This is a genomic window from Blautia wexlerae, from assembly GCF_013300825.1.
Taxonomy (GTDB): Bacteria; Bacillota; Clostridia; order Lachnospirales; family Lachnospiraceae; genus Blautia_A; species Blautia_A wexlerae_B.
This window is the reverse complement of sequence record NZ_JAAIMY010000003.1, coordinates 73,680-95,800: the sequence shown is the minus strand read 5'-3', so window position 1 is coordinate 95,800 and position 22,121 is coordinate 73,680. Positions and strand designations below refer to the sequence as shown.

Below are 22,121 nucleotides of genomic sequence, written 5' to 3'. Positions count from 1 at the left end.
CATTTACTGATAATTGCCTATCATTAAAAATCCGTATAGAAAAAGCAGTCAATCCTAAGACTAACTGCTCTGATTGCTATGAAGTGCTTGTATTTTCTTTACCACTTCTTGCCTATAATTTTCAATATCCAAAACTCTTTTTTTACCTGCTGTTAAATACATAATCGGTAAATCAATTTTTTCAAAATCATTCAACAATAATAACGGTTCTTCAAAAATGCAAAACGGTTGTCCTATTTGACAACTAGTGCTTTCTTGATAAATTCTAAAATCCTCAAATAAAAATTCATTTTGAGGAAGTGTAATATTTTTAACTTCTTCTCTATACAAGTATCTTGCAAAGTTATACAATCCAAATGCAAAAAAGGAAATTTTTCTTGTAAATGGATTTTCTCCATAATCTTTTGATTTTCTATGTGCTTTACAGAGATTAGCCAATTCCAATGAGAATTTTTCCCAATTTTTTTCTATTAGTGCAAGGAAACCGTTTATCACAGCTTTTTCTTCTGCTGTATGTTTATTTTGAAGAAATTCTTTACTTTCATCAATCACATATTGTTTCCACATAGGTTCTTGATAATACAGATACATCACTAAATTTGTGATACTGCATGCAGACTTTAACCCATTCTTACTAAGTCCGTTTTCTTTTGGAAATATTTTTTCAATGTCACGAAAGCGGTTTGCACAGAATATATGTGGTAAAATATTCCAAGCGTGAATGGAATGGTCGCAACCGCTGTTTGTTATTGTGAGTTGTCCCCATGTTACTGCCGAATTGAACGCATTATTTAAATAGCTCATATCCTTTTCTTGTAATGCTAAGTAACTTCCTAAATAAACAATCTTTTTTCCGAAATTTTCATGCAATAATTTCAGCCATATAATAATCTGTTCTTCTGGCTTTTTACTTTGACAGTATTTCGTATACTTCTTTAATCGCTCATCAATATATGCGTTCATGTTGGCATATCAAAACATTTTATCCACATTTTGTAAATATAGTTTGATAAGTTCCTTTTTTTCCATAGAGTACCTCGTTTCACTTATAAAATTTTGCTATTTGCTACATAAATGCTTTCAATCCCATTAGAATAAGTATAATAGCAATATATACACCCCACTTATCCCAATTATAAGTGTCATAATAAAATTGAAAACAATACAAACTTTCTTCTGATTTAAAGAAAAATGTTCAAATTTTTCAAGGTTGTATTGACGAATATAACTTTTAGTAATTATGGAATAAATTGAATAACCAATAGCAATGATACTTGAAATAATAGCAATAATATCAGTCATTTTACAATCCATATCTTCCCTCCTAAAAAGTTTGCATATCATTACCACAAAAATTAAAATATTATAATGTTTAAATTTATTGTTTTTCTTTTGTGAAATAGATACTTTTTATATCACATCTTATAAAATGCGGTTTTGCCTTGTAAATACAGCGTTTTCCGCCTGTTAGTGTATAGTGTCTTTTGTTTTTTGTGCCCCCCTTGTTAGATAACGGGGGCTTAATCTTCGCTCGCCACAGGCTCGCTCACAGACGAAGTAAACCAGCCACTTGCAAGACATGGCAGAAAAATCTGAAAGATTTTCCTGCCACCGTGTCTGGATCACTCCGTCTGCCTAACTAATAATATAGTATTATGTAAAAATGTCATTTTATTTAGGTACATCTACCGAATAGCTTAAACAGTCACCTCTTTTGTTACTTTGTAAGTCATTGTAATACCATAGATACATGACTCTGTCATATACATTGATTTCAATTACACCGTCCGGTTTTTGTCCTTCTACTTCCAATGAATAGATTTCTTTATCATGTGCATAGCCGTAAACAAAACGCTTGCTTGGATAATCGGGGTTTAAGTCTTGTTGGAAATCACTTAATTTCAAAGAAGAGTGAATAAGCTCTGTAATATCATCTAACAAAATTCTATCTCGTTTCGTTGTAACCGGTGTAGCATTTATAAATGTGTATTGTGTATGCCCATTCTGTATCTGCTTTTTACAACGAGCCATTACTAAGCCTTGAATATCATCGTTATCATTTCCAGCCCGATAGAAAATCGTATCATATTTTTTGCCTTGCCATATATGCAAGGTTTCATCAACATGATTAAGAAAATCAGCAGGAACCGATAGTTCCTCATTTTCAGCATTCAAAGTGGAAAGTTGAATAGCTTCTTCAATCGTGTCATAATATACAAGCTTGGCATTATTTTTATCATAATCATTTATCGTAAATTCCACGTATTCATTATCTTTATTTTCTTCTTCCGGAACATAAGTATAACGACCATTTTCAATATGGTCATCATATTCAACATCAACAAATAACCCAATCCCTATCAGAGCTACAAAAATCAAAGAAATCGCTCCAATTATGATTAACATTATTTTCAAAAATTTTTTCATGGCATACACTTCCTTAATCACTTCAAGTTTATCTATTATTATTTATCATATTATATCATTAGAAAATTGAGTAGTCATCACTTTTCTAGTATCTGTCAGAATATTTTTTATTCCATAAATTATCAAGAGTGTAAACATTGCTACGCAACAAGCTCTTGACAATTCATGTCCTAAAAAATGATTAATAATCAAGCAGAAAAAGAATAGTTATACTGTATTACAGCAACAAAAAAGACATCTCATATTCTGTATGAAATGCCAATTTTGCCTTTATTTATGCTGTTTTCTCTGTCGTATCAAGGTTCTTTCATTCGTAGTAAATTAGTGGTAAAATTCTTTTATTTTTTGTTTCATATTGCTTAAAATCCCTGTGTTTATGCGGATAATTCGATTTTTACTCTTTTTTATATTAAAATACTACTTTATTCTTGCAACAATATCACTTTTTTATGATGTCCAAAATACAACAATACAGCAAATTTATCTTCTCCATAATTAATTTTGTTTCTTCTATAATCACTAACAAGTTCACCTTCAAAAAATTCATTTTCAATTACGTATGCCCCTTTAGTTTTTCCTCCCTTGCATTTTTCGATATATACCATTGATTTATACCAGCAGCATCTTTTCCCTTGCATATATCCTTCAATTTCATAACAAAGCAACCATAATCCTCTACATATAGAATACACTAAAACTATGATGGATATTATTTTAATTATATTTTCAAATAGATTGTTTTTTTTAATCTGAAAAATAATTATCAGCAAAGACATCAATATCGGTACTGTTAAAACATCTATAAAAATTTGTTGTTTTATTTCTTTTAACCATTGCTTTAAATATTTTGTCTTTTCTAGCGAATTCAATAATATAGATGGATTCTCATACAATCTCTCTAATACTTTCAGTCATAGTATAATCTTCTCCTATTTATTTTAAACTTTTGCAAGCAGGTAAACACAGGTTATTCCTTAATATCCTTTTGTTTGGGAAACTCCAGACTCCCACTTTGATATAGCTTGTCTGGACACGCCTAATTGCTCGGCAAGCTGCTCCTGTGAAAGAGCTCTTTTCTTTCGGAGTTCGTATAGTTTTTCTGAAAGTGCCATGTTCTCCTCCTTTCACCCAGAGCATACCCCAATAGCCGGTAGAATACTATACATCTTGGTATGCAATTACGCAACCCACGGTAGCAACTGCATATTGTCATGGTTTTACATCAAATCGAGCGATAACTGCGCCAATAAATTCCGAGTTGTCTCTATCTTTATCTTTTAATTATACACAGGATTTGAATCTTTTTCTACTTATCTATAATCAAAAAATCCTCTCGAAAAAGTCCTCTTCCTTGTATTATAAAACCGCTTTCATAAAGTTTTTCTTCTTTTTCAGAATACCTGCGTATCACTACGAATATTCCGACTGTCAAAATCACTCCAAATACGATTCCTGCCAGAATTCCATTCGTCCCCATTCCATAACTCTCATTCAGATAATAAGATGGCAGGAAAGAAAGGATTGTTCCCACAACCGATGGCGGTATAAATCTTAGAAAATTCTTATAGCATAGGCACTTTACCATTTCCTTGTCTATCATTCCTAACATTCGCAAACTACAAACGACCCTGCTATTTTCTTCCTTCTCTGCCTGGATACATGAATGAATTAACAGAAACTCAGCCATTATCATAAGCCCTATCACAAATGCCATCAAAAATAATAAAAATTGTCCTGATTTCTTTGCATCCTGGTATTTCTCCACTTTCGAAGACAATTCATAATATGTCTGCTCATCTTCATTCAACTGATTGCTTTCCTGCAGATATTCTTTTACTTCACATACTCCCGCATAAGAATCTTCCCAATTCTGAAACTGAAACAAGTTTGCGATACCAACACTACCTGTTATATCTGCACTTAATTTTTCGAAATCAGAATCGTTGATGATCAGTGTTTTATCTGCAAAGGTCGGATTTTGATTAAACAATATCTTTACATCTGTTCCAACAGACTGCAGCTTTCTGTCCCCGGAAATCGTTACAGTAGATACTGGCTGTATGTTATGTTCATACCCATCTTCCAGATTGTACTGAAACAAATTCAAAAACTCGCCTTCCTGAATCTGATAATCACATCCAAAATCCCGGTTTATTTCTGTCACAGGAAGGTAATTAAAAACATCATCTCTGATATAGGGAAGCTGAATGACCTGTTCTACAGTAACACCATTTTTCTCCAATATATGAAGGACATCCTGTACTGAAACCTGATTCATTCCATAGATTTCTGAGTACACCATGTCATAGGGAGAATAACTTTTTGCATCCTGTAGAAAAGCCGGATATAAAGTCACACATACCCCCGTAAGCATAACAGATACCGCTATTATGAGAGAGGCTAAAACATACCTACATCCCCATTCTTTCTTGTGTCTGCGGACAAATGACCATTCCACCAGATGAAACCTCATGTAGTTGGGTGCAAGTCTGCATAAGAACGTACCGATCTTTCCTGTTTTTTCTGCCCGATATTGTGCTTTTAGCAGGGTTCCGATTTTATCCAGCATAAGTCTCCCGGCATTCAGGATAAAGGCAACTGCCACCACTACTGTATATAGAACTGCTGTAAGCTTATATGCTTCCGGGCAAAACTGCCATTGCACTCCGTGAACATCTATTGCATAAATGATAACGGAAAAAAATAAAAATGACAGCACAGTTCCTGCCGCAAGTGCTATTGCTAATGCCAGCACGGATATGATCACATTTTCAAAAAGTAAGTTTCTAAACGCTTCCTTCCGGCTCATGCCAAGAGAAAACATCACGCCGTATTCCTGTTTTCTTGATGCCAGAAATGCCTGACACGAAACAGGAAGAAAAAAAACCAGAAACACTGCAGACAGAAAAAATGGAAGATAAATGTTATTGGATATTGATGAATTTACAATCGACGCATTCATAAACGTCCTGTTTGTGGAAATAACTGCAAAACAACAGAATAATGCCGTTGCAGATAAATTGCATAGAAAGTACAATCGATATTTGTAAAAACCAGCTTTCAGCATCTTTCGGGAAATATCAAAAAAGGTCATCTTTTCCACCTCCCAAACCGCACAGCGTTTTCCATATATCTTCTCTGAAATTATCGGCAGTGTTCTCTTTCTTTACTTCTTTTGCCAGATTCCCATCCTGTAGAAAAAGTACCCGGTCACAAAAGGATGCCGTATAAGCATCATGTGTCACAAGCAGAAAGCTGATGCCAGACCGTTGATTCATCTGTTTCATACATCGCATCACATCCCCGGTGGTCTTTCGGTCAAGGCTTCCTGTTGGCTCATCTCCAAAAATAATATCCGGTTCATTGATCAGCGCCCTGCCAATCGCAACTCTCTGTTTCTGACCTCCCGATATTTCCGTAATTCCTTTGTCAGCTAATTTTTCAATGCCGAGCACATCCGCTATTCTTGAAAAACGCTCTTGCTGGATGTCTGCTTCTTTTCGTTCAAGAATGAGTGGTAACAATATATTTTCTTTTACCGTCAAACTCTCCAAAAGCTGGAAATCCTGAAAAATCATTCCCATATGCTTTCTGCGAAAAAATGCCTTCTCTTCTTCCGTAAGCTGTGAAAACGTTTCTCCTCCTATTACGATTTCTCCATCGTCCGGTGTGTCAACCCCGGTCAGCACATGGAGCAGAGTAGTCTTTCCACTGCCGGATGGTCCCATAATAGCAACCATTTCTCCTTTCATAACTTGCAGATTCACATTCTGCAAAATCCGCATAGTTTCTCCTGCAGTTTTATAACTTTTTGAAATATGATTTGCATTTAATACATACATCGAAGTTCCTCCTGATAATAAATTTTAAATTTGATTATCAGAAGTATTTAATCATCCATCCGAACCGATAGACTGCAAAGGGTAACTCCCGGTCTGAAAGAAAACTCACCTTGTCCGAGGTCTTTAAAGCCATCATATACCCAGAGCACCATTATTTCTATTCCACCGAAACATATACACTCATAGAAATGCAAACATATACTTTCGCTTATATCGTTTTCACTATTTGACTTTTCCAAGCATTCCATCTGCTGTATGACTATACTTTCCAAATCCCCTTCTGCATAATATCCACTCCAGAGTCGGAAATTTAGCGACAAAAGTAAAATCAGCATGATGGAACTTAAAACCATAATAGCAGCAATTCTCTGTTTTTTTACTGAAATCATATGAATCAAACCCTATACTTCTGCTTTATCATCTGGAATTTATTTTAATAAATATTTTTCAAATGCTTTGTGCGTGTCAAAGTGAACCTCTTTGAAAAATAAAACGAGCCAAATAATAAAAGCCGGAATAGCCATATATGGTGTTAAAAAATAAGACAACACTGCTCCTACTAACATTATGCCAGCCCATGTAAAACACTGATTTTTTATATCACGAGAAATATGAGCTTTATCATACAATGCCTGTTCTTCTTTCGGTAATGAATTAAATCCCGAAACAAATTTAGCCGCTTTTTCTTTAAATATTGCAAATAACACTCCTATAATCACAAATAGAATAACCAAAACTCCACATAGCCAAAACCCTATATTCATAGTATATTCCTCCTTCACAAATTCCGATTGTTCTAATTATTTTTAGTTCCACCTTCTTGCCCCTCGGACAAGAAGTATCCCTCGCTTTCAGCTCGGTCAATTCCGATTGAAATTTCACCCGTTTTGTAAGCTGTTTTTCTTTCCAGTCAATTGCGGAATCCACCTGGCATATAAATCACAGAATGGCTGTGACTATTTTCCAGCCCATATTTTTTTAAAACTTACAACAAAAAACAGAGTTTCTGCAAGTCCTGTAATTCCCCATGAGAAGATATACAAAAGATACAGTGATGAAATCGTCTGGAAATGTGCAAATACTGTATAAATCCAGACAATACGAAATACGCAGGAGCCCAGGATAACGATAATGGTAGGCGGAATACTTTTTCCGATGCCTCGGGATGCGGCGATACTGCCATCCATAAAACAGCTAAACGCATAGCTGAATGCCATAATACGAATCCTCTGCATACCAGCATCAATAACTGTTGGTTCCGTAGCGAACAGAGAAAGAAACTGTGGGCCAAATACAAGGAGTAGTCCACCCAGGATTGCACCGAAAATAAAGGCATATGTAAGGCTGACTCTATAAGATTTCAGCATTCGTTTTTTATTACCGGCACCCCAGTTCTGACCGATAAAGCTTGCACATGCAGTATAAAAAGAAAACATGACATTATAGATCAGGGAGTCAGCATTTGCGGCAGCTGCATTTCCGGAAACCATCACTGCATCAAAAGAGTTGACACCAGTCTGCACAAACAGGTTTGCAATAGCAAAGATTCCGTTCTGAAGACCTGTAGGGATGCCAAGCATGAGAACTGCTTTGCAGGCCTTGGGGTGCAGGCAAATCTTACGCGGAGATACTTTGCAGTCATCGGTTCTTCTGAGGAGATGGATCATCACCAGAGAAGCAGAGATATACAGAGAAATTGCGCTGGCTGTTGCAACGCCTGCGGCTGCCATATGACAGACAATAACAAAAAACAGATTCAGAAGAACATTGACCACACCTGCAATGGAAAGGTAGATCAATGGTCGTTTCGTATCGCCTATGGCACTTAATACGCCGTTTCCGAAATTGTATACGGCCATTGCAGGCATTCCCAGGGAATAGATCTTCATATATAAAATAGCCTGATCAATAAGTTCCGGCTTCGTGTTCATCATGGACAGCATCCGCCCGGAAAACAGAAGACAGATGGCGCAGACGAGCAGACCTGTGATTGCGCACAAAAGAAGAGAAGTATGGATTGTTTCTTCTATGCCTTTTTTATTACCGGCACCCAGTTCGTGAGCTACGCGGACATTGACACCGGCACCCATTCCGATAAGGATTCCGGTAAACAGAGTAACCAGCAAAGTTGTGGAGCCGACGGCACCTAGTGCCATATAATCTGCAAACCGTCCAACAACGGCAACATCGCTTAAGTTAAAAAGAACCTCCAGTACCTGTGATCCCATAAGAGGAAGGCTGAAGAGAAGTATATTTTTCCAGAGAGATCCTGTGGTCATCTCAATGGAATGATATTTCTTTTTTTCATTTTCACACATAAAATTACCTCATAAAAATTACTTCATTGAATTATAATCATTGCTCCTACTGCATTATAGATTATATGTAGTATGACTGCTTCCCACAGACAGTTAGTCCTTTTATATACAGCATCACAAAAGAAATGTATGTCGAGAAGCGATACTATATACTGCTGATAATAGATAATACATCAAAAGATACTGCTCCAGATACGACCCATTTTACAGGATAATGTATGGACAAAAAAAGAACAGAATTAATTCCAATCCTCTAATGTTCTCTTTGCGCATCTGTTCCGGGATCATGGATTCCGTCTGCATTGCAGCGGAGATATGCTTCATGGAATCTGCAAAGACTGTGAAAACAAATCCGATCAGCTGTGATCTGTTTCAGATGCAGCATGATGGATCTGGCGAATCACACATCTGATTGATACCGGTACTGTAAAAAGGCAGGCAATCGCCCCAGACAGCATGATTGCAACATCCTGAAAAAGAAATTTGGAATTGAGAATAATTTCCAAGTTATATTGCTGTGTCTGAACATAGGCAAATAACAGAATAGAGCCTCCAAGATAAGCAAAAAGTAGCGTATTTACAGTTGTTCCTATAATTTCTTTTCCAACCTGATAGCCGGAAGAAGTAAGTTCTTTCGCTGTCAGGCTGTTTTTATGTGTCCAGACTTCATATACAGAAGAAGTTACAGATAAAGCAGTATCAATAACCGCTCCAAGAGTACTGAAAACAGTTACAAAAACTGCCACATGAAGCATATTAATATGGATATCCGTACTGTAATAATACATAAAATCATCTTCTGAAAGCTGAAGCTCATTCAGTCCATAGCTTCCTGATCTCCATATAATAAGATAAATCGGAATAAATAAAAGCAGCATTACAAGCAAGGTAGCCAGAAAAGCCGCCCGTGTCTTTGGATTGTTTCCATTCTGGTAGAACAGGGAATTATAGCAGACTCCTGCCCCTGCAGCCAATATCAGAAGCAGAGCCGGGAAACCAATGGACATCAGAAGAATCGAAATAAACAGAATTACAATATTACCGGCCAATGTCATAAGAGAAACTGCTCCGCGCTCTCCACCAATCAGAATCATTAAAATAATCAACACCAGTGCAAGAAAAATTATCATTTTTTGTCGCTCCTTTTCAGAAATGGTAGTTTCATGATAATAGAAGAAATAAAAACAGATACAGGGATTGCCAGTACAATTCCTATACTTTCAATCAGAAAACGACAGATATCATATGGAATATGATATCGTATGATCGTTATAAACCTGATCTCATTGTTCATTTTCAGGATAAACATAGGAATCATGCCGCTTGCCAGAACAAAAAGCAACACATTTATCATGGTTCCCATAATATCATATCCGATTTCCCGTCCTGAATGTATTAATTTTCTCAGAGAAACATCTGGATTTTTCCGGACAATTTCCCCTGTTGCAGCACTAATAGTTACAGCTACATCCATGATAGCTCCAAGTCCTGTCAGCATAATATCTGTCCAGAATATATCAGCGGAATTACTCATACTCCCCAGATATTCCAGATTAGAATAATCCAGATCTCCAAAAAACTGAATAGAAAATTCAAATAATGCCATGATCAGAAACAGTACGCATATGGTTGAAATAACAGAAGCCCATGTTTTTCTGTGGATTCCATTTAGACAGATCAGAGTTGTTATCGAAAATAGAAAAGCAATTACATTGCAGATATTTAAGATATTTTCCCCTTTCATAAAAGCCTGAAATCCAAACGCGAATATAATTGTGTTCAATATCAGCGATATGATCGTATAGAATCCCTGTTTTCCTGTAATACAGATCAGAAGAAAAAACAGACCACCTGCCAGCAATGCCAGATAACCATCACGCTTTATGGAACGTATGGATTTCCCTGGATTTTCCCTTGAACCGCTTAAAAGGACCGTGTCTCCTTTGTGATATTTCTGATTCTGAACCTGAGACGATGTATATTCATTAGAAATAGAAATCTCTTCCCCTTTATGGGTACCGTTTAATATACGCGCTGTAATTTTCTGAGTATAATAATACTCTTCTGCATCCCTGGTTCCTTTTCTGCTCATTGTTTCCTTTTCTGTTACTGAAGATATCTTCGCCAGAGGCGTATGATAAAACCTGGCGTTAAAGCAGGTAAATATAACACAGATAATATAGATGCCTGCTAAGAAATATTTCATCTGAAATACATGAGATTTCATAGGATTCTTTTTTCTCCTTCTTAATAAAAAATATTACAACCTTAAAGATACTAATCAGTTACTTTTTATCGAAATAATATTTTACACTTTTTTAAATCCTAGTCAAGATATAAATTTGCAAATAATTTGCAAATGATTTGCGATATAAATTAAGAATACCCCTTAAATAGATATTTTTCATCTACTTAAGGGGTATCTGTTTCATTTCTATGGTCTGAGTTCCTTCATCCACACAAGCATTTCGCCTTCACCTCTGTTATTCCAGTAAGGATATGGGATTGCTGTAAGTTCTGCATCTTCCAGCTGTGGTTTCTGTCCGCTGTAAAGGCTGTCGGAAACGGAAGATTCTACAATTTTCTTTCCTTTTGCTTTCACTGTTATGATTCCGCCGAAGAGATCAGATTTTTCTTCTCTCAGAGGTGCATCTGTATCTACAAAAATTGCCGGGAGATTTTGGAAATTGTCGATTTCTTCCAGACAGTATACCAGTGGTCCGCGTACGATTGCTGCTTTTCCGGAATCTGCACGTACCTGTGGGTTTGCATAGACAAATTTGGCAGGTGCAGCAAAGCTTACCTCAATTTTAGTGTCTTTTTCTACATGAACTCTACGGTAGCCTTTTTCCGGTTCTTTGTTTTCTTCATATAATTTTCCGTCTGCTTTTACCTGATAATCCTGTGCATAGTCCGGTACACGAAGCATCAGATTCATTCCGCCTGCCGGCACATTCTTTACTTCCAGACTGTAGGTATTTACCCATGGAAATTCTGTCTGAAGTTTCACGGAAATCTTGTCTTCATTCCAGTCAAGTTCTGTCTCATTGGATACGAAGAGATTCACATATAATTCTCTTTTTTCAGGTCTCTGTGAATAGACATACTGACCAAGAGATGCCAGTGTTCTAGCAATATTTGGAGGGCAGCATGCTACTCCAAACCATTTCTGGCGGATTGGTTTTACATGTTTCTTGGAGGTTCCTTCCATGCATGCAGGCGGCCATACCTCCAGAGGATTCACATAGAAGAAACTCTTTCCGTCCAGCGCAATTCCTGCAAGAACCGTATTATATAATGCACGTTCTGCCACATCCATGTACTGGCTTTCTCCTGTGATCTGGGCCATTCTCAGACCAAACAGGGCAAGTCCGATGGATGCACAGCTTTCAGAATAGTTGTATTCGTTCGGCAAATCATAATCTACTGTAAAACGTTCCAGATGTCCGGAAGAACCGATTCCACCTGTAAGATACATACGTTTCTCTACAATATTATTCCATAAGGTTTTGCAGGCCTTCAGAAGTCCTTCATCCTGATAATCCTCTGCCAGATCTGCCATTGCACAATACAGATAAACGGCACGTACTGCATGTCCTTCTGCTGTTGTCTGCTCTCTGACTGGTTTATGTGACTGAGAATATACAGGTGTATAATCTGCAAATTCAGGGAAGATCATCTTGTAGTCCGGGCGACTCATTTCTTTCATAAAATAATTTTCGCCAACACCTCTGGCATCTACGAAATATTTTGCCTGATCCATATATTTCTTATTTCCTGTTACACGTGCAAGTTTGATCAGTCCTATTTCTACTTCCTCATGTCCCGGATATCCGTGGATCTTGCCTTCTTCTGTTCCGAAAGTGTCGCAAATCAGATCTGCAAATTTACATATACAGTCCAGAAATTTTCTCTTTCCGGTTCCTTCATAGTAGGCAACTGCTGCTTCCATCAGATGTCCGGCTGTATATAGTTCGTGTCCCTCGCAGAGATCTGTCCAGCGTTTGTCAGGCTCTTTGATTGTAAAATAGGTATTGATGTATCCGTCCTCACACTGTGCATCTGCGATCAGGTCGATTACTTCATCTGCTGTTTTTTCCAGTACTTCATCCGGATAGCAGGCAAGGGAAAATCCTACTGCTTCCAGCCATTTTGCAACGTCTGTGTCCTGGAAAACTGCTCCGTAAAAATAACCTTTCGCTCTTCCTGCTGCGATTTTAAAATTCTCCAGACAGTGGCTGGATTCTGCATCCGGGATTCTGTCATTCATTGCTTCCCATTGATACGGGATGATCGCATTTCTTACAAGGTCAACGTGTTTGGACCAGAATGAATCATGAATGGAAACTTTTTTTAAGTCCAATGAATTTGCTCTCATATTTTATGTCTCCTTTTACTGTTTTTGATAGTAAATTAGAGCATGTCAGTTATTTTAAATATTTTTCAGACACGCTCCAATTTGCATTCATATACTTATTATTTTTTGTTTTTTACGCTTTTACAGCTCCGTTTGTCAATCCACTGACAATGTATCTTTGCATAAAGATAAAGATTAATACAACAGGAGAAATTGCAATGATACCAAATGCCATTGTGGAGTTCCACAGTGTCTGATACTGCTGTACATAATTATAAATACTGGAAGTGATTGGTCTCATGTTCGGGTTTGTAATGAATGTAATACCATAAATCAGGTCGCCCCATGCATATACGAATGAGAATACTGCTGCAACCACTACACCCGGCTTTGCAATCGGAAGCATGATCAAGAAGAAGGATTTCCAGTATCCACAGCCGTCAATATTTGCCGCCTCATCCAGTTCCTTCGGTATGGACAGGAAATAGGTTCTCAGAATGATAATACTGAAAGGAATACCAAGTGTAGCATCTGCCAGGATTGGTGCCCAGTATGTATTTAACAGTCCGACTTTTGAGAACATGATATATAATGATGTCAGTACCAGAGTAGATGGAAGCATCTGTGTGATCAGGAAGAATAGGATCATGACTTTTTTTGCACGGAAGCGGAATCTTGCCAGACCATAAGATGCAGGTATGGATAAAACAGTGGAAATAATAGTTGCTCCAACAGCAATGATCGCACTGTTTTTGAATCCACGGAGTGTATCACTGGATGCGGAAAGCTGTGCTTTAAATGCATCAAGAGAGAGATTTCTCGGCCATAATGGTGTGGGAATCTCAAAGATTTCCACCTGTGTTTTTAATGCTGTAACTACCATCCAGTACAGAGGAAATATAAAAATCACAAAGATAATGAATCCGCATATAAAAGCGCCAATCTGACCTTTTTTCTGTTTTTTACCCATTACATGATCTCCTCCTCTTCATTGATTAATTTAATATAAAAGACTCCGACTACCAGCAGGATCAGGAACAGAATATTAGCTGCTGCCGCGCCTTTACTGAACTGGAATTCCTCAAAGGAAAGCCTGTATGCATAAGTGGAAACCAGTTCCGTAGAATTGATCGGTCCGCCTTTCGTCATAACCCATACAAGGTCGAATACTTTGAATGTATATACGAATCCTAATGTCAGAACAGACATAATCGCCGGTTTGATCATCGGAATTGTTACCATAACTAATGTCTGGATCTTGTTTGCACCATCCAGGCTGCAACTTTCATAAACTTCTGCCGGGATTGTGGTAAGTCCTGTGATCAGGAGCATCATATTAAACGGAATACCAATCCAGATGTTTGCTACAATGATAGCTACCATTGCAGACTTTGGATGTAAAAGCCATTCCATTGGCTGGTCGATGATATGTAGAGATACAAGGAACTGGTTGATAATACCGCCAGAACTTGCGAACATGAATTTGAAAAGAAGTCCTGCGACTGTTACCGGAAGCAGCCAGGAGATCATTGTCATACCTCTGAAGAAAGAACATCCGGCAAATTTCTTATTGAATAACAATGCCAGTGCAAAACCAATGATAAACTGGAAGAAAATAGAACCAACTGTAAAAATCAATGTATTTGCAATTGATTTAGTCAGGATAGAGTTACCACTGGTAAATAACTCGATATAGTTCTGTAATCCGACAAATACCTGATTGTCCGGCTGTGCGAAAGAATAAACATCTACATTCTTAAAACTTAAGATCAGGTTCTGGATCATAGGATAGCCTATAAAAACCATCATATAAATCGCTGCGGGAAGGGCGAACAGAAATCCCATCTTTGCCCCGCCGTTTAACTTTCTTTGTTTTTTCATTCTTCTGCCCCCTTAAAGTGGTAGTTAAAATACTGTCTGAAAATTCTGAACAACATCCATGAATAAGCCATATATGGATATCTGTATGAGCAAATTCATGGATATTGTCCAGTTTCAGAAAGGAACGCCCCGCCTCACAAAGCGAGGCATTCTTTCCATTATATTTCATTTAATATTATTTCACTGCGTCTACTGCTGCCTGTGTATCTTTGGCTGCCTGTTCCGGAGTTTTGGCTGATGTCATAACTTCCTGGAAACCAGTCTGGATCGCACTTGAGTAGGATGGCCATGCAGCGCTTGGTCCTCTTGGAATGGATGTATCGATCTGTGTAAGGAACGCTTTCTGGATTGGATCATCTGTCCAGTAGGAATCTTTTGCTGCCTCTGTTTTTGGAGGATAGGAACCGTACTGTTTCATAGCGTCAACCATAACATCAGTCTGATCATAATATTTCAGGAATGCTTCAGCGCCTGAAGTATCATCTTTATTTACAACACCCATGTTTTCACCGCCAAGGATAGATGTTGCCTGTTCGGAATCTGCATCTTTCTTAGGAAGAACAGTTACACCGTAGTTTAAATCAGGAGCATTTGCTTCGATTCCGGGAATCTGCCATGGTCCGTTCTGCTGCATTGCAAGGTTTCCTGCCATAAAGTTATTGTTTACGTCTGATTGAGTCCAGTTTACACATTCTTTTGTCCAGGAACCGTCTTCGATCATTTCCTGCATTAATTTGTAAGCATCTACACCATCTTCAATGTCTGTATAAGATCCGCCTGCTGTGTAAAGCCACTGTAAGCACTGGAATGTACCTTCATCTGTGTTTGTTGCTGCATTTCCGAATCCGGATACTCCGTCTTTTGTCAGAGCTTTTGCCATTTCGTGAAATTCATCCCATGTAGTATTTTCATCCGGATAATCAATTCCTGCTGCATCAAACAGATCTTTGTTGTAGAACAGAGCGGTACAGTTTGTTGCAAATGGGATTCCATAATGTTTTCCGTCCAGCATTGTGGATTCCATCGGTCCTTCCATGTACTCGTCCCAGTTAATATCTGCATCGGAGATATCACCAAACAATCCTAACTGAATGAAGGATGCCATACCACAGCCATCAAGGATAACCAGATCCGGAAGTTCTCCTGATGCGATACCCAGTGTAAGCTGTTTCTCGTAATCTGCAAATGGTACATATACATGAGATGCTTCGTACTCATCCTGTGATGCATTAAATTCGTCAATTAATGACTGCATCATCTGTTTCTGTGCATCTGTTTCGAAATAATCCCAGATCACAACTTCCTTTTTGTCTGCTGCAGATGCGGTTACTGCTGTCGCTGCAAATAAAGTACTTGCACATGCCAGGGATAACGCCGCTGCTAACACTTTTTTCATCTTCATAAAAAAACCTCCCATATAATGATTTGTTTCAGCTCTTTTGCTGTTGAACTCATTATATGGGAGATTGTCCTTCTGGTTAATTCTAATAATTTAAGAAAGGTGGACTATTTTATTTTAGTGCATTATTTTATGGAATCGCTATAATATTCTCTGTACTGATAGATTAATTCTCCTGTACCAGGCTATACATCCTGTCAGTCAGCTTCTGTGCAATTGTTTCCCATTGCGGAACAGAAGTTCTGGAAACTGCATAATTCATCTGCTCCTCAAAGACTTTCATATCTTCATCTTCTGCTGCCATTTCCTTTGCAGCACTGATCTTCGCAGGAAGGATACTTGCAGACTTGCAGAACTTAAAAAGCTCTTCATTTTCCATACAATAGTTCAAAAACACCAGAGATCCTTCTGCATTTTTACCTTTAATAATAATTATATTCTCTCCGCCCAGCACTGCCGCAGGTGAACCGTTCTCAGGCAGTGATACAATTCCATAGTCTGTACCTGCCTCTTTCAGCATCGGCAAAACCCAGGGACCATTCTGCATCATAGCTGTTTTTCCCTCATTAAATTCTCTTGCCACATCTGTCTGTGTCAGATTGATGCAGTTTGCTGACATACTTCCGCTTTTCAGAAGTTCTGAAAAAAACTCAAAGGTTTCTGTCCATGGCAGTCCGTCAATTGCATCTACAGTACCGCCTGCTGATAAAATCCATGGAAGAATCTGAAATGCTCCCTGCTCTCCTTCCATACCACACATGAGAAATCCGCTTCTGTCTTTTGTGGTGAGTTTCTCCGCTGCTTCTTTTAACTCCTGCCAGTCAGACGGAGGCGTGACACCTGCCTCTTCCAATATATGTTTATTGTAAAACAATGCTGTACTGTTACAATTCAGAGGAAGTCCATAATACCGTTCCTCATATTTCACTGTATTAAGGATTGACTGATAATATTCCTCTTCCAGATTCCAGTTCTTTACCTGTTCTGTGATATCTTCGAACATTCCCAGCCGGATCAGGGACGGTGTATCCGGATTGTCCAGGATTGCCATATCCGGAAGCTTATTCTCTGTATAAGCCGAAGACAGACCTTTTACAAAACCTGTCATAGGCACATATTCCCATTCTACTTCATATTCATTCTGAGACTGGTTAAAATTCTTTACCAGTTCATTCAATCCATTTCTCTGAGCCTGTGTTTCATAATAAGCCCAGATCACCAGATTTTCTTTTTGCTCTGCCACAGTTTTTTCCTTTTTTTCTTTTGATGCGTTATAACAGCCGCTAAACGACACGATTAACATTGCCAGAAAAAATATGCTGACTTTTTTCCATATATCTTTCATCCTCTTACTGTCCTTCTCTTTATCCTCCGCTCACTCGGGCGTGTCTGAAAAATCATTCAGGCAAAATGTCTGTCCTAATTTTTCTGTCTGTAATCACCGGGAGACATGCCAACCTCTTCTTTAAATACTCTGTTAAAATATTTCGGATCATTGTATCCAACCTGCTGTGCGATCGCATAAATCTTCTCGTCCGTACCTTTCAGAAGTCTCTTCGCCTGACTGATCCTGAACTGTTTTAAAAACGTTGAAAAATTAATTCCTACCTCTTTATTAAACAATGCGCTTAAATATTCCGGTGTGATTTCCAGACGTTCTGCCAGCATATCCAGGGAAATATTTTCACTGTAATGTTCCCGAATAAAATTGATTGCACGGCGGATTGCATAATTACGGATATCTTCTTTCCTATCCTTAGATTCAATAATAATCTCCACTGCCCTTCTGAAAACTGCTTCCAGTTCACCCAGAGTCACCATTTCAGACGCTGCTCTCTCCAGATCCTGGTTCTGTAGCAGCTTATAGGCTTCCGGATTTACTTCATGACAGATATGTTCCAGAAATGCCAGCATTTTTTTATAGGTTTTTCTGATATACCGTGGACTGCATTTCATCTCTTTCGTATAGTTGATAAAAAAGTCCGTTTCTTTTCGCAAATGCTCTATGGCTGTCTCACACAAGGCTGTCTGCATCTGATTTTCCAGATGTATCGGATATTGAAATTCTTCTTCTGCAATCATTTCTGTTTTTTCTTCTGTGATAATCGTACGATAGCCAAGACGAATTCCGTACAAATAGCACTTTCTCAGTTTTTCAACAATATTCTGTATTTCCTCAGGCTGATCTGAGACAGCAAATGTCCATACTGGCTGATCTTCTTCTGTTATATTCTGGTATACTCTCCGATTCAGCTTTCTTTCAAGCTCCTCTTCTGTGATTTCTCCCTGAATTAACAAAAACATTTCCTGCGTATTTTCCAACGTAACATAAAAAAGCCTCATGTCAGGATAAGTCTCTTTCATTTTCTCCCACTGTCCGGTTAATGCCTGAGAATATTTCGGACTGGTATTTCCCGTATATCCTGCCACAACAAAAACTGGCTGATTTTCTGTAAAAATATGTTTTTCCTGAAGTTCCCGGCAAATATCTGTAATGTCAATACGTCCACCTGTCAGGATTTCTCTGAGCAGTCCTTCTGTTGTCTGAATGTTTTTTGCTTCTTCCTCATCCACTTTCTGCTGGATTTTGTCCAGAAGTTCTGTAACATCTTCAGGAGCCAACGGTTTGAGCAAATAATCATCTACACCATATCTGAGTGCTTTCTGCGCATATTCAAATTCCGAGTAACCACTGAGAATTACAAAATGGCAATGGTTTCCCTGCTTCACTGACTCCTGAAGCATCTCAAGACCATCCATCACCGGCATACGGATATCGGATATTACAAGCTGCGGATGATAGCGGTTGATCATCTCCAGTCCTTCTTTTCCGTTTTTTGCTTCTCCTACTACTGTATGCTGTGTATGTAAAGTAATCAGTCTGGAAATTCCCATACGGATTTTTATTTCATCTTCTACGATTAATATTCTCATTTTCTCTTTTCCTTAAATACTGTATTTTATATGAAACTGTCTTAAATGTATTATTTACAAGGACTGCTATAGGACAGGAATACGCAGGGTGATCACAGTTCCCATACCTTCCATACTGCTGACATTCCAGGACGCTTTCTCACCGTAATACATATTCATTCTGGAAAAAGCATTATGAAGACCGATGCTTCTTCCTTCATCCTTAATGGCTTCTTCTCTGTCATTATAACATTTCAACATGTCCTGTGGCATTCCCTTTCCATTATCTTCTATAATGATAACAATTCCCGGATCGTGCTGAGCCGGCATAATATCAATCTGAAGAAGTCCGCCGCTTTCCATTTCCTTAAACCCATGAATGATTGCATTTTCTACAAAGGGCTGAAGCAGCAGCTTATAAACCTTCCTGTCGTAAGTCTCCTCGTCTATATTCAGGCGATAGGCAAATGCATCATTAAAGCGCATCTGCTGCAGACTGATATATTTTTCCAGCCAGTCTGCCAGTTCTCTTATGGTTACAATCTGGTTGCTCTTATTTACACTGTATCTGAGTATCACTCCCAGATTTCGGATCATTTTACTGATTTCATATTCCTCTTTCTCAATTGCCATCCAGTTAATGGAATCAAGAGTATTATACAGGAAATGTGGATTAATCTGGGCTTCCAGAGCACGAATTTCCGCATTCTTCTGATTCTCCTGTGCTTCTGTCACTTCCCGGATCAATTCCCGTACTTTCACTGTCATTTCATTAAAGTTATCCGTGATCGTACCAATCTCATCAAAAGACTGAACCGGAACCAGAACATCCAGATTTCCCTTCTTTACTTCCTGCATTCCCTGCACAACCGATTTTACGGATGCATCCATATTTCGTATTGTATAGATAATCAGAACAAGAGCAAAGCTTAAAAGCAATACCGTAATCCCAAGCTGCATTCCCTGTGTTCTGGTCACGTCCCGGAGCATATAATCTCTGTCATACGCATTGCAGAAGATCCATCCTGTATCTGCATCTTCATATTGATTCAGTGCTATTTTCTTATTTTTCAGATATCCGGAAACCTTTACAAATTCTTCTGTACTCAGATCCGGATTTATGGAAATACCTGTGAAGTCTTCATCCGGATAAGAAATTATTTCCTGCTTCTGATTCATAATAAAATTAATACTGTTATCCCGCTTTGTGCCGTTTCCGCAGATAGAGCTTAGTATACTCTGATCCACCGACATAACAACAGTAGCAATACTTCCTTTTTCCAGATCATCAAAGTCAAACAGTTTTTTGGAAATATGGAAAAAATGTCCGGGATTTTCCCCTTCTTCAAATCTCATCGTATCAGACAGTACCATTCCCGGTGCATCTACAGCCTCACAGTAGGGTGGTGCCTGCCTCATATCTGAATAATTATTCCAGATTGTATTCAGAGAAGAATCTGTTTCAAAATCATATGTTACAGCTAATCCATCCGGACATATAATACTCAGGCAGCGGATCCCCGCATCGCTGTTGCGGTATTGTTTCATTCTTTTTACAATCTGGTTGTACGCTACTGCCTTATGTGTTTCCTGATCGTCAGTCAGTGCTGTCACGCTGTCGATCACCTGCTCATCTTTATATATCTGATATAACAGGTTTGTATATACTTCCATGTTTAGGTTTACACGTTCCGCAATCTGCATCAGGTTACTGACCATCAGCTCATCAATCTTCTCCGTCATCTGTTTACGGTTTACCTGAAATGCAAAAATCTGTATCAGGAGCAACGGAATGATAGATGCCAGTGTAAATGCACATAGCAGCTTATGCCCCAGTTTCCAGCTGTTATAATGATCCAGTATTTTTTTCCATATCCGCATTTTCCACTTCTCCAATTAACTGTTCACAGCCAAATAATTCTCTGACTGCATTTTCATATACCACACATTTCTCAGCCTTCTTAATCTTTTTGGCATATTTTTTATTGTTTGTAAACATAGGTGCCAGATAAGACCATAATTCTTTCATACGGAACAGGATATTTCTGTCTCCGGACAGGTCTTCACAATATTCATTGTACATCATATCATGAAATCTGCGGATTTCTTCCTTTGACGCAGGTGCACCGCCACGGATCTCTCTGGCAAGTGCAGGATTCTTCAGTGTTCCTCTGCCTGTCATAATGCAGTCCAGGGTCGGAAACATGTCCTGTAATCTGGTACAGTCCTCTGCTGTGACGATATCTCCGTTATAGCAAACCGGGCTCTTGGCCCGCTCCACCGCCTCCCCAAATGTTTCCAGACGTGGCGTATTTTTGTAATAGTCTTTCTGCACTCTTGCGTGAACAATTAACTCTTCCAGTGGATATTTATTATAAATCGTCAGCAGATCTTCAAATTCTTCCGGATCATCCATGCCCAATCGAGTCTTGATGGAAATCTTCATATCACATTTACGGAAAATCTCATCCAGGAATTTGTCCAGTTCATCCGGTCTGTCCAGAAATCCCGCACCTCTGCCTTTTGTCACAACAGTCTTTGACGGACAGCCAAGGTTCAGATTCACTTCATTATAACCGTATTCCTGCAGTGTTTCCGCTGTCTGGATAAAATCCTCTGCATTCTTTGTCAAAATCTGGGGAACAGCATACATCCCCTCATTATTCTCAGGCATAATGTCTTTCTTTTCTCTGGTGCTGAGATGTCCTTTCTGGTTTGGAAGAATAAAAGGAATAAAATATTTGTCAAACCCTCCAAAGCAATTGTAAAGTGCCCTTCTGTATGTATATCCTGTAATTCCCTCAAGCGGGGCTAAATATATTTTCATGTGCTTCTCCTGTTATATTGTATTTAAGCAGATAAAATCATCCACTTCACTGCGTAGTTCTACACCTGATAACTGCTGAGCAGTTTATTCGGTTAAATTCTTCATCCATTATACTGTAGTCATTCTGATTTCTCAATGCAGATTTGAAACATCCGCT

Annotated in this window: 19 protein-coding genes; all 19 read right to left on the bottom strand. The window is 38.4% G+C overall.

Translation table 11 applies throughout. The features are described 5' to 3' along the window. Positions 1 to 60: 60 nt before the first annotated feature. On the bottom strand, positions 61 to 963 hold the full coding sequence (locus G4417_RS02770; protein ID WP_243872052.1) for a hypothetical protein: 903 nt from the start codon (positions 961 to 963) through the stop codon (positions 61 to 63). A gap of 708 nt (positions 964 to 1,671) precedes the next feature. Beyond that, complete coding sequence (locus G4417_RS02765; protein ID WP_040466117.1) at positions 1,672 to 2,427, bottom strand: hypothetical protein; 756 nt, start codon at positions 2,425 to 2,427, stop codon at positions 1,672 to 1,674. A gap of 422 nt (positions 2,428 to 2,849) precedes the next feature. Continuing rightward, positions 2,850 to 3,320: a hypothetical protein gene (locus G4417_RS02760; RefSeq protein ID WP_040466116.1), complete on the bottom strand. Its 471-nt coding sequence runs from the start codon at positions 3,318 to 3,320 to the stop codon at positions 2,850 to 2,852. An 81-nt stretch (positions 3,321 to 3,401) separates the two neighbouring features. Continuing rightward, on the bottom strand, positions 3,402 to 3,539 hold the full coding sequence (locus G4417_RS02755) for a helix-turn-helix transcriptional regulator (protein WP_173682553.1): 138 nt from the start codon (positions 3,537 to 3,539) through the stop codon (positions 3,402 to 3,404). Positions 3,540 to 3,733: 194 nt separating this feature from the next. Further along, complete coding sequence (locus tag G4417_RS02750; RefSeq protein ID WP_173682552.1) at positions 3,734 to 5,521, bottom strand: FtsX-like permease family protein; 1,788 nt, start codon at positions 5,519 to 5,521, stop codon at positions 3,734 to 3,736. Further along, positions 5,508 to 6,269, bottom strand: coding sequence for an ABC transporter ATP-binding protein (locus G4417_RS02745; protein ID WP_007886465.1), 762 nt, complete (start codon positions 6,267 to 6,269; stop codon positions 5,508 to 5,510). Before G4417_RS02745 ends, G4417_RS02750 begins: the two co-directional genes overlap by 14 nt. 47 nt (positions 6,270 to 6,316) lie before the next feature. Then, the gene (locus tag G4417_RS02740) at positions 6,317 to 6,658 is read right to left on the bottom strand and encodes a hypothetical protein (RefSeq protein ID WP_055068105.1); all 342 of its coding nucleotides are present in this window, start codon (positions 6,656 to 6,658) and stop codon (positions 6,317 to 6,319) included. A gap of 39 nt (positions 6,659 to 6,697) precedes the next feature. Further along, the gene (locus G4417_RS02735) at positions 6,698 to 7,033 is read right to left on the bottom strand and encodes a DUF3784 domain-containing protein (RefSeq protein ID WP_055222206.1); all 336 of its coding nucleotides are present in this window, start codon (positions 7,031 to 7,033) and stop codon (positions 6,698 to 6,700) included. 192 nt (positions 7,034 to 7,225) lie between these two features. Beyond that, complete coding sequence (locus tag G4417_RS02730) at positions 7,226 to 8,587, bottom strand: MATE family efflux transporter (RefSeq protein WP_173682551.1); 1,362 nt, start codon at positions 8,585 to 8,587, stop codon at positions 7,226 to 7,228. A 356-nt stretch (positions 8,588 to 8,943) separates the two neighbouring features. Beyond that, entirely contained in the window at positions 8,944 to 9,717 is a 774-nt protein-coding gene (locus G4417_RS02725) for a YibE/F family protein (RefSeq protein WP_022381228.1), read from the bottom strand. Beyond that, positions 9,714 to 10,814 (bottom strand): YibE/F family protein, encoded by a 1,101-nt coding sequence (locus G4417_RS02720; protein WP_118338572.1) that lies wholly within the window; start codon positions 10,812 to 10,814, stop codon positions 9,714 to 9,716. The genes G4417_RS02725 and G4417_RS02720 overlap by 4 nt, the downstream gene beginning before the upstream one ends. A 207-nt stretch (positions 10,815 to 11,021) precedes the next feature. After that, positions 11,022 to 12,965, bottom strand: a complete 1,944-nt coding sequence (locus tag G4417_RS02715) for a glycoside hydrolase family 127 protein (RefSeq protein ID WP_173682550.1) — start codon at positions 12,963 to 12,965, stop codon at positions 11,022 to 11,024. 112 nt (positions 12,966 to 13,077) lie between these two features. Next, positions 13,078 to 13,914 (bottom strand): carbohydrate ABC transporter permease, encoded by an 837-nt coding sequence (locus tag G4417_RS02710; protein ID WP_019162406.1) that lies wholly within the window; start codon positions 13,912 to 13,914, stop codon positions 13,078 to 13,080. Next, positions 13,914 to 14,825 carry a carbohydrate ABC transporter permease gene (locus tag G4417_RS02705; RefSeq protein WP_019162407.1) on the bottom strand — a complete coding sequence of 304 codons (912 nt, stop codon included), beginning with the start codon at positions 14,823 to 14,825 and terminating at the stop codon, positions 13,914 to 13,916. Before G4417_RS02705 ends, G4417_RS02710 begins: the two co-directional genes overlap by 1 nt. A 175-nt stretch (positions 14,826 to 15,000) precedes the next feature. Next, entirely contained in the window at positions 15,001 to 16,227 is a 1,227-nt protein-coding gene (locus G4417_RS02700; RefSeq protein ID WP_019162408.1) for an ABC transporter substrate-binding protein, read from the bottom strand. A gap of 163 nt (positions 16,228 to 16,390) precedes the next feature. Continuing rightward, the gene (locus tag G4417_RS02695; protein ID WP_173682549.1) at positions 16,391 to 17,467 is read right to left on the bottom strand and encodes a sugar ABC transporter substrate-binding protein; all 1,077 of its coding nucleotides are present in this window, start codon (positions 17,465 to 17,467) and stop codon (positions 16,391 to 16,393) included. 176 nt (positions 17,468 to 17,643) lie between these two features. Next, positions 17,644 to 19,158, bottom strand: coding sequence for a response regulator (locus tag G4417_RS02690; RefSeq protein WP_173682548.1), 1,515 nt, complete (start codon positions 19,156 to 19,158; stop codon positions 17,644 to 17,646). A gap of 66 nt (positions 19,159 to 19,224) precedes the next feature. Then, positions 19,225 to 21,018: a cache domain-containing sensor histidine kinase gene (locus G4417_RS02685; RefSeq protein ID WP_173682547.1), complete on the bottom strand. Its 1,794-nt coding sequence runs from the start codon at positions 21,016 to 21,018 to the stop codon at positions 19,225 to 19,227. Further along, entirely contained in the window at positions 20,984 to 21,964 is a 981-nt protein-coding gene (locus tag G4417_RS02680; RefSeq protein ID WP_118329988.1) for a tRNA dihydrouridine synthase, read from the bottom strand. Before G4417_RS02680 ends, G4417_RS02685 begins: the two co-directional genes overlap by 35 nt. Between the last annotated feature and the right edge of the window lie 157 nt (positions 21,965 to 22,121).

What these genes read in the sequence shown, in the direction of transcription:
- G4417_RS02770 (WP_243872052.1), bottom strand. Translation starts at nt 963, where the DNA reads ATGAACGCATATATTGATGAGCGATTAAAGAAGTATACGAAATACTGT.
- G4417_RS02745 (WP_007886465.1), bottom strand. Translation starts at nt 6,269, where the DNA reads ATGTATGTATTAAATGCAAATCATATTTCAAAAAGTTATAAAACTGCA.
- G4417_RS02700 (WP_019162408.1), bottom strand. Translation starts at nt 16,227, where the DNA reads ATGAAGATGAAAAAAGTGTTAGCAGCGGCGTTATCCCTGGCATGTGCA.
- G4417_RS02765 (WP_040466117.1), bottom strand. Translation starts at nt 2,427, where the DNA reads ATGAAAAAATTTTTGAAAATAATGTTAATCATAATTGGAGCGATTTCT.
- G4417_RS02715 (WP_173682550.1), bottom strand. Translation starts at nt 12,965, where the DNA reads ATGAGAGCAAATTCATTGGACTTAAAAAAAGTTTCCATTCATGATTCA.
- G4417_RS02755 (WP_173682553.1), bottom strand. Translation starts at nt 3,539, where the DNA reads ATGGCACTTTCAGAAAAACTATACGAACTCCGAAAGAAAAGAGCTCTT.
- G4417_RS02720 (WP_118338572.1), bottom strand. Translation starts at nt 10,814, where the DNA reads ATGAAATCTCATGTATTTCAGATGAAATATTTCTTAGCAGGCATCTAT.
- G4417_RS02725 (WP_022381228.1), bottom strand. Translation starts at nt 9,717, where the DNA reads ATGATAATTTTTCTTGCACTGGTGTTGATTATTTTAATGATTCTGATT.
- G4417_RS02685 (WP_173682547.1), bottom strand. Translation starts at nt 21,018, where the DNA reads ATGCGGATATGGAAAAAAATACTGGATCATTATAACAGCTGGAAACTG.
- G4417_RS02730 (WP_173682551.1), bottom strand. Translation starts at nt 8,587, where the DNA reads ATGTGTGAAAATGAAAAAAAGAAATATCATTCCATTGAGATGACCACA.
- G4417_RS02740 (WP_055068105.1), bottom strand. Translation starts at nt 6,658, where the DNA reads ATGATTTCAGTAAAAAAACAGAGAATTGCTGCTATTATGGTTTTAAGT.
- G4417_RS02690 (WP_173682548.1), bottom strand. Translation starts at nt 19,158, where the DNA reads ATGAGAATATTAATCGTAGAAGATGAAATAAAAATCCGTATGGGAATT.
- G4417_RS02710 (WP_019162406.1), bottom strand. Translation starts at nt 13,914, where the DNA reads ATGGGTAAAAAACAGAAAAAAGGTCAGATTGGCGCTTTTATATGCGGA.
- G4417_RS02705 (WP_019162407.1), bottom strand. Translation starts at nt 14,825, where the DNA reads ATGAAAAAACAAAGAAAGTTAAACGGCGGGGCAAAGATGGGATTTCTG.
- G4417_RS02750 (WP_173682552.1), bottom strand. Translation starts at nt 5,521, where the DNA reads ATGACCTTTTTTGATATTTCCCGAAAGATGCTGAAAGCTGGTTTTTAC.
- G4417_RS02680 (WP_118329988.1), bottom strand. Translation starts at nt 21,964, where the DNA reads ATGAAAATATATTTAGCCCCGCTTGAGGGAATTACAGGATATACATAC.
- G4417_RS02735 (WP_055222206.1), bottom strand. Translation starts at nt 7,033, where the DNA reads ATGAATATAGGGTTTTGGCTATGTGGAGTTTTGGTTATTCTATTTGTG.